This is a genomic window from Bradyrhizobium sp. KZN70725 (genome assembly GCF_055264925.1).
In genome coordinates this window covers 1-7,518 of sequence record NZ_JBUYWT010000119.1, presented here as the reverse complement: position 1 = coordinate 7,518, position 7,518 = coordinate 1, and the positions used below count along the sequence as shown (strand labels likewise).

General features: G+C 59.2%; 9 protein-coding genes. All 9 read right to left on the bottom strand.

All coding sequences use genetic code 11. The features are described 5' to 3' along the window. Positions 1 to 450 precede the first annotated feature (450 nt). Entirely contained in the window at positions 451 to 1,224 is a 774-nt protein-coding gene (locus ACZBJS_RS41540) for an ABC transporter permease (RefSeq protein ID WP_463440242.1), read from the bottom strand. A 60-nt stretch (positions 1,225 to 1,284) separates the two neighbouring features. Beyond that, a complete protein-coding gene (locus tag ACZBJS_RS41535; RefSeq protein WP_463440240.1) occupies positions 1,285 to 2,529 on the bottom strand; it encodes an ABC transporter permease in 1,245 nt (414 codons plus the stop codon). 74 nt (positions 2,530 to 2,603) lie between these two features. Next, positions 2,604 to 3,638, bottom strand: coding sequence for an ABC transporter substrate-binding protein (locus ACZBJS_RS41530; RefSeq protein WP_463440239.1), 1,035 nt, complete (start codon positions 3,636 to 3,638; stop codon positions 2,604 to 2,606). Positions 3,639 to 3,703: 65 nt separating this feature from the next. Next, the gene (locus tag ACZBJS_RS41525) at positions 3,704 to 4,861 is read right to left on the bottom strand and encodes an ABC transporter ATP-binding protein (RefSeq protein ID WP_463440238.1); all 1,158 of its coding nucleotides are present in this window, start codon (positions 4,859 to 4,861) and stop codon (positions 3,704 to 3,706) included. Between the two features lie 734 nt (positions 4,862 to 5,595). Next, positions 5,596 to 5,799 carry a hypothetical protein gene (locus ACZBJS_RS41520; protein WP_463440237.1) on the bottom strand — a complete coding sequence of 68 codons (204 nt, stop codon included), beginning with the start codon at positions 5,797 to 5,799 and terminating at the stop codon, positions 5,596 to 5,598. Between the two features lie 259 nt (positions 5,800 to 6,058). Further along, positions 6,059 to 6,385: a class II aldolase/adducin family protein gene (locus tag ACZBJS_RS41515; RefSeq protein ID WP_463440236.1), complete on the bottom strand. Its 327-nt coding sequence runs from the start codon at positions 6,383 to 6,385 to the stop codon at positions 6,059 to 6,061. A 77-nt stretch (positions 6,386 to 6,462) separates the two neighbouring features. Beyond that, positions 6,463 to 6,756, bottom strand: coding sequence for an SDR family oxidoreductase (locus ACZBJS_RS41510; protein ID WP_463440235.1), 294 nt, complete (start codon positions 6,754 to 6,756; stop codon positions 6,463 to 6,465). Then, complete coding sequence (locus ACZBJS_RS41505; protein WP_463440241.1) at positions 6,753 to 6,902, bottom strand: SDR family NAD(P)-dependent oxidoreductase; 150 nt, start codon at positions 6,900 to 6,902, stop codon at positions 6,753 to 6,755. Before ACZBJS_RS41505 ends, ACZBJS_RS41510 begins: the two co-directional genes overlap by 4 nt. Positions 6,903 to 7,035: 133 nt before the next feature. Beyond that, the gene (locus tag ACZBJS_RS41500) at positions 7,036 to 7,305 is read right to left on the bottom strand and encodes an SDR family NAD(P)-dependent oxidoreductase (RefSeq protein WP_463440234.1); all 270 of its coding nucleotides are present in this window, start codon (positions 7,303 to 7,305) and stop codon (positions 7,036 to 7,038) included. Positions 7,306 to 7,518: the final 213 nt, after the last annotated feature.

Here is a 7,518-nt window from a genome sequence, read left to right as displayed (position 1 = left end):
CTATCCTTACGACTATCCTTGGACATTGTGACCTCGCGACAAACCATTCCGCGAGATCTTCCTAGCCGACCAGATCAACCCTCAGCGTGTGGTCTCTGCATGACGCTCACGCTTCAACGAAGTCGATCCCAAGGTCTGGCTCGCCGACATCCTCGCCCGCATCGCGTCTGCACGAACTGCTGCCCTGGCAATGGAAGCTCCTGCGCCAAGGCGACAAGCCCGCCGGTCAGCAGGCTGCCTGACCTTCACGCAGCACCGTCATAGAGCTCGCCGTGCCCGCGCGCATGCGTCAATCGGGCGGTCTTCATCGTATGCGTACTACGCAATCTCGCATCGCGGGCGACCTCCGCCGCGAAACGCTCCTTGCGCTCCGCGATAATTATCGCATGCGCGCTCGCCGGGTCGGCTGAAAGTGATTCGGAGGACGTCGCCACTGCTCAGGCTGATCCGTCAGGTGTTTCGAATACCACGCAGCCGGTCCGAGCGACGACGGAGGAGTTCAATTGTGATCAGCATCGCGATGGCGATCAGGATCAGCACGGTCGCGGCGGCGATGATGGTGGGACTGACTTCCTCTCGAATGCCGGAGAACATGACCATGGGCAGCGTCCGCTGCTCGGGCCCCGCAATGAAGAGCGCCACCACCACCTCGTCGAAGGAGGTGATAAAGGCAAAGAGGGCTCCAGAAATCACCCCAGGAAGGATGAGTGGTAAGATGACCTTGAAAAAGACCGTCGTGGGTGTAGCGCCCAAGCTCGCTGCCGCACGGACGAGGGTATGATCGAAACCCTTCAGGGTTGCAGTCACCAGTATCACAACGAAGGGAGACGCCAAACTTGTGTGCGCGAGGGTAAGTCCTGTGTAGGAATTGAGCAAACCCGCATCTGCAAAGAAGAAGTAAACTCCGACCGCCGTGACAACGACTGGTACGATCATGGGAGAAATCAGAAGAGCCGTGACTGCCGTTCTCCAAGGAAAATTCGGCCGACTTAGTCCCAATGCGGCGAGGGTGCCAAGCATCGACGACAGCAACGTCACCATTAGCGCGACGAAGATCGAGTTGTATAATGCGCCTTGCCATCGGATCGTAAGAAAAAATTCCTCATACCAACGCAACGACAGGGAAGGCATGGGATAGGCAAAGAACGGCACGGAATTGAACGAGAGGGGCACAATCACGAGAATGGGCGCAATCAGAAACAGCAGCACTGCTCCACAGATCACGCGGTGGAGGCAATACCAAGCCTTTTCGGCGGCAGATGCATAAGCGGGAACAGACACGGTTCACCCCATCCTAATTCGATCGACGCCAACCAGCTTATTGAATACAAAGTAAAGCATGAGAGTTGTGATAAGCAGAATGGCACCGAGGGCCGAGGCCATACCCCAGTTGAGTTCTTCGTTTATGTACGAGGCGACAAAATAGCTGATCATTTGGTCGGACGGCGCCCCGACTAGTGCGGGGGTAATGTAATAACCCAAGCACATTATGAAGCTTAGAATGCAGCCAGCAGCAATGCCTGGCAGCGTCTGGGGGAAGTAAACTTTCCAAAAGGCGTAGAAGGGGCCGGCGCCAAGCGAACGGGCAGCGCGCATATGGGTGGGCGAGATTGTCTTCATCACGCTATAAATCGGTAGAAGGGTGAACGGTAGTTGGATGTGCGTCATGGCCACGACAGTTCCGACCCGACTATAGATGAGTTTGGCGGGCTGCGATAAGATATGGAGCCCCACCAATAATTCGTTGACCAAACCGTGCTCTTGCAAAAGTATAACCCAAGCAGTTGTGCGCACCAGCACCGAGGTCCAAAGGGGCAGCAGAACCACGATCATCAGCAGATTACTGGTCTTAAGTGGCAATAGCACCAAGAGATAGGCCACCGGAAAAGCGAGCAACACGGCAGCGGCAGTAACCGCAACACTGATGCCGATCGTACGCAGAAGCGCACCCTGGAAGATCGCATTCCCATGCGGGGAGGCGACAATCCGGCTCTCAGGCCCAAACTGATAGTCGACCGAACGAAGCAAGTAGTAGGCACTGTAGGCGGAGGTCGCGCGCTTCAGCAGGCTCCAGATGTCGTTACGCCCCCAGAGCGGACTGATTTCGATCAACGCTTTCTTATAGGGACCGGAGGTGAGTGTTCTCGTCTTGCCGGCGCTCGACGAGACCTGACTGAGGGTTCCCGGAAACTCATAGTTAATCCGCGTGCCGATCGCGGGTGCAGTCCCTTGTTCCCCGGCCTCTTTGAGGTCGCCCACCAACGCCGCGTAAATTGCTTCGTCCGGTAGATCCTTGCCATCCCAATCCCTGAGCGCTGCCATAGTCCTCGGCATTAGGGACATCAACGTATCATCATGCACAGCGTTGAAGATCATCCGACCAATCGGCACGACGAAAGTAATCAAGAGGAAGAGAAGGAGCGGCAGGACAAGCGCGAACGCCCGCAGTTTTCGCTGGCGTTCGCCGCGCTGCAGGGTGACCCGGAGCGGAAGCCCGCCGATACCATGGCTAGTTAAGGTCGCCTTCATTGCTATCGAGCTTGTTCCTGCTGTTCACCGATGAACTCCGCGGGATTGGCATCTCCCGCCATGCTCTCCCAGTACTACTTCGCAAGCCAGCTGTTAAAGCGCTGGCGCAGCTCGGCGGCCTTCTCGAGCTGGAAGGTTGGGTCGACGATGATCGCCCCAGACGCAGTCGGAAGGTGGGGCATGATCGCCGGATCCACGAAAGCCATCGCGTCAATGTTGGTGGGCAAGTAGGGGAGATAGTGGGTCAGGTCGGCCTGCACACGGGGCGAAGACACGAAGGCGATGAACTTGTACGCCTCCTCTCGGTGCGGAGCACCCTTCGGGATCGTCCAGACAGCCGGGCCCCATGTATGGGCATCCCAGACGATCTCGAAATGCTTGCCGGAGTTCTTGACGGCATCATAAATGCGGCCGTTCCAAGCCGCGGTCATAACGACCTGTCCGTCGGCGAGAAGCTGCGCCGGCTGGGCCCCAGACTGCCACCAGATGACGTCCTTCTTGATTGTGTCGAGCTTTCTGAAGGCGCGGTCGATGCCCTCGGGCGTGTTGAGCACCTTGTAAAGGTCCTTGATGGGGACCCCATCGGCGATTAGCGCCCATTCGAGCGTACCGTAGGGATCCCTGTACAGGCCGCGCTTGCCGGGGAACCTCTGCGTGTCGAACAGGTCGGCGATGGTCTTCGGACCCTTCGGCAGCTTATCCTTGTCGTAGGCGAGTACGGTCGCGGAGACATGAGAAGGCACGCCGCACTCATACATGTCGGCCCCGAGGAACTTGGACCGGTCGAGGCCCAGCTTCTTCCAGTCGATCTTTTCGATGAGGCCCTGATTGCACATTTCTGTGGACCAGGTTGCCGCGTTGAACGCCACATCCCAGATCACGCTCTTAGCCTCGACCATAGCACGGATCTTCGAGATCTCCCCGCCAAACTCGTCTTCAGTGATCTTGATCCCGGTTTCCTTTGAAAAGGGCTCAAAATAGGCCTTGCGCTGCGCCGCCTGCGTAACCCCGCCAGCTGAGGCGATCGTCACCCGGTCGGCCGCGACAGCAGGGCTTAGCATCAGTGATGTGATGGCGGTCAAGACGACGACATTCAAGTGACTGTTCATGGCTTCGATGTCTCCTCCAGATGCCGCCCCAGGCGGGTGCGGCGTAAAATGAACCCCGCGCGCCGTTACTGCGCGGCAGCCCCTGTGGCATTCGACAGGCCCAGTGCACGACAATCCTCCATCTTCCAGCCGACGGAGATCGCCGCACCGGCTTCGACGTGCGTCATGCCTTCTGAATTCGGCAACTTGAGTACGAAGTCATCGCGTCCGCAGACTGAGACGCGGGCGCGCACGTGATCGCCGAGATAGATCAGCTCCTCGACGCGGGCACCGAAGATGTTCGGCAGCGAACCCGGCACTGGGTTAAGCCTCACCCGTTCTGGCCGCAGCGACAGCACGGTCAGCCGACCGACCGCCCCGACATTGATTGCCAGCGCCTTCACGCCGCCGGAGCCCGGAATTTCAACCGTGCAGGTCGCGCCGTCTATCGCTACAACCCTGCCCTGCAGTTGATTGTTCTCGCCGACGAACTGGGCAACGAACGCATTCTGTGGCTGCTCGTAGAGCTCGGCAGGCGCGGCGAGCTGCTGGATCATTCCGTCGTTGAATACAGCGATGCGGTCAGACATGGTGAGCGCCTCACTCTGGTCATGGGTCACATAGACCACCGTGATGCCGAGCTCGTGGTGGATATGTTTGATCTCGAGCTGCATCTGCTCGCGCAGCTGCTTGTCCAGCGCACCGAGAGGCTCGTCCATCAACACGAGCTTCGGATCGAAGACCAGCGCGCGCGCGAGGGCGACCCGCTGCTGCTGGCCGCCGGAAAGCTGGGCGGGCCGTCGCTTGGCATAAGCACCAAGCCGAACCATGTCGAGCACACGCTTGATCCTCACACCTCTTTCGGCCGCACCAAGCTTGCGGACCTTCAGTGGGAACGCGATGTTTTCTTCGACGGTCATGTGGGGGAACAGCGCATAGTTCTGGAATACCATGCCGATGTTGCGTACATGCGGCGGCACATTGTCGATCGGACGCCCGTCGAGAAAAATTCGGCCGCCCGTAGGCACCTCGAAACCGGCGAGCATCATCAGGCTAGACGTCTTGCCGGAGCCCGATGGTCCCAGCATGGTTAGGAACTCGCCGCGCGCGATGCCCAAATTGAGATCCTTAACGACCAACGTCTCGCCGTCGTACGTCTTCTGAACCCCGATGAACCTCACGAAGGCATCATTTGCCTCTAACGCTTCGTTGCCTATGTTCGCTGCTGCAGTATTTGCAGCCACCCCACCCGAAGCTGCTATCGGCATCGGAGGGTGCGCTTGCCTGGCAGACGCTACGCGTGCTGTAAATATGATCTTGTCTCCTCTTTTTTATCAGCCAATCGGCGAAACTCTGGCGAGGCTCGCCGCGACGCGGCCGACAGGACTCAGAAATTAACAGCGAGATCGATATTTCAGCTGCAAACTCCCAGTCTTACGAGCGAATTTATGCGAAATGATCGCTGTAATTGCAGAAATTCTGCACCCGCCTGCCTGCGCTCATCAGCGTAGTGTCGGATCATAGAGGACGCACCGCCGCGTCAGAGCGCTTGCGAAGACATGACGTTCGGTCCCAAAACGAACGGCCATGCTTCACCACATCCCAGGGCTGCGCTACGAAAGCGGGGAGCGATCGTTCACACCGCGAGGCGGATACCGGAGTCCCGTCGAACCGCTTCTTCACGACTTGTTCATAGAGAGGTCGAACCGTAGCTTCGGGACGCGTCCACTGACGTCATTATGCGGTACAGATAGGCCTTGACACTAGATTCCGTTGACTCGACGAAACCGGCAAGGCGATCGGGCTCAAGGGTTCGATGGCGCGGCGTCTTTACGCAACCAAACCTCAGCCAGAGCTTGCCACGCGTGGATTGCAGCATCATGACCTTTTGGGGAGGGACTCTATGCTGCGCGTATGTCCGATCTGCGAGGGATGGCGACGCTGATACGAGAAGGGTTAGTTTCTCGGCCCGAGCGTCTCACTGCTCAGTGAGCTTGTCCAGGAAGGCGTCGCTGTGCTCGGGCACGTCAGTGAACTTCGTCCACGGCTCCTTCAGCTGCACGGGTCTCCATTTCTCCATGCTGTGGCGCATGGCGGTCCCATCGCCGCCGAAGCTGAAGGGGCCGATGACCGCGCGGCGTAGTCCGAAGGAGTAGCGGATCGCGCCATCGACCTCCTCCACGGTGGCTAAATCGCCCGTGCACCGGCCACAGCGCCTCCCGTCACATCGCTTCCCGTCACATCGCTGCAGCCGGTTCGCGATCAATCCGTGCACCTCTTTGCGCACCACGAGGGGGTACATTCCCACGGCCCGGAAGATCTCCGCCGCCCGCTTGAGCGAGCTGGGCGTCGCGCTCGCGCCGCGTAACGGCGGGCGGGTCTATTTTACGCACCCGCCTTGGCGACATATGGAGGAGACATCGAAACCATGAACATATTCCTCAAAGTCGCCGGCTTGGCTGCGGTCGCTTGTTGTCGACGGCTCCTCCTCGGGCCACGGTCTGGCCGGTGACGAGGAAGCGGTGATTGGCCATGAACAGAATCGACTTGCCGCCGAGCGCCCCCGCAAGGCGCTCGCCTTCCGCAAGTTCGTGGACAAAACCCGGGTTGTGGTCGTCATAGGCGATGTCGTTGATGCGACAAATTTCCGTCTGGCCGATCGGCTTAATGCGTAAATCCTTGAGTCGCGCGAGCGCGCGGACATAAGGCATATGGGTATGGAAGATCGCCTTGAGATTAAGGCGATGGATCGTGGAATGGCGCGCCAACCGAAAAGGTGCGCATGATGCGCACTGCTCTCACGCGAGCAGCACACGGCCGTCCACGGCAACCGTTGCGCCGGTAATCATGCTGGCGCCGAACCCAGATAAACGATCACTTCGGCGATCTCGGCTGGCCGGGCGGCGTGTTTCAGCAGGGACATCTCAGTGGCGGCACGCATGCTTTCTTCTCGCCGGTTCATCCAGGTGCTTTGCCACTCACCGTGATCTTGATCCGGCTCGGCCGCTACGACACGCCGGTCGGCGTGTCGCTGGTGCACATCGCCCTCGCGCTCCTCTTTGCGGGTGTAACCAGGAGCGACGGCATTGACCCGAACCTCGGGAGAAAGGGCCCGCGCGGAGTTCTTCGTGAGGTTCACCACCCTGCCTTCGCGGCTGCGTAAGGGATCGTGCTGCCGCGCCCGTCGAGGGCGGCGGTTGATGCGACATTCACGATCGCTCCGTTCGATGCCTTCAATGCCGAAGCTGCAGCCTTGCTGCACCGAAAGACGCTGATCAGGTTCACCTGAAGCAGAGCGTTCCAAAGCTCTTCTGTCACCAGATCAAAGCGCGCCGCTGAAATAGGTTCTCGCACGCCAGGGCGCCGGCATTGTTTACGAGCAAGTCAAGCCTGCCCAGCGCAGATACCACGTTGGAGATCATCCCTTCGGCCGACGCTGGGTCAACCACGTCTCCAGGAACGCGATCACTTCACCGATGGCCCGCAGTTCTGCCACGGCCTGCGGGGCCCGTGCATCGCTTGGGAGGAAGTTCAGGGCGACTGTCGCATCGGACTCCAAGAGCATCTTCGCAGTAGCGAATCCGACACCACTTGCCGCACCCGTCACGCGCGCCGCTTTTCCATTCAAGTTAAATGAGATCATGGATTTTTTCGCAATTGTTGATACAAAGGGGACATGCAGCCTCATAGCCTTTGAGCTCACAGATATGGACTCGGCTCCTCGGCTATTGCTCAAGTTGCGAGGCGCAGCCCCCGCTCCCAGCGCGCGAGCGTCTTGCCCGCGCCGTACCCCTGTGTGCGCAACCCCTGCAGCACGGCCACGAGGCAGTCATCGCGTTTCTGCTCGAACTCAGGGATGGTTAGTTTCTCGGCCCGAGCGTCTGACTGCTCAGCGAGCTTG

Coding starts and splice junctions, on each gene's coding strand:
- ACZBJS_RS41535 (WP_463440240.1), bottom strand. CDS start 2,529: ATGAAGGCGACCTTAACTAGCCATGGTATCGGCGGGCTTCCGCTCCGG.
- ACZBJS_RS41530 (WP_463440239.1), bottom strand. CDS start 3,638: ATGAACAGTCACTTGAATGTCGTCGTCTTGACCGCCATCACATCACTG.
- ACZBJS_RS41500 (WP_463440234.1), bottom strand. CDS start 7,305: ATGAGGCTGCATGTCCCCTTTGTATCAACAATTGCGAAAAAATCCATG.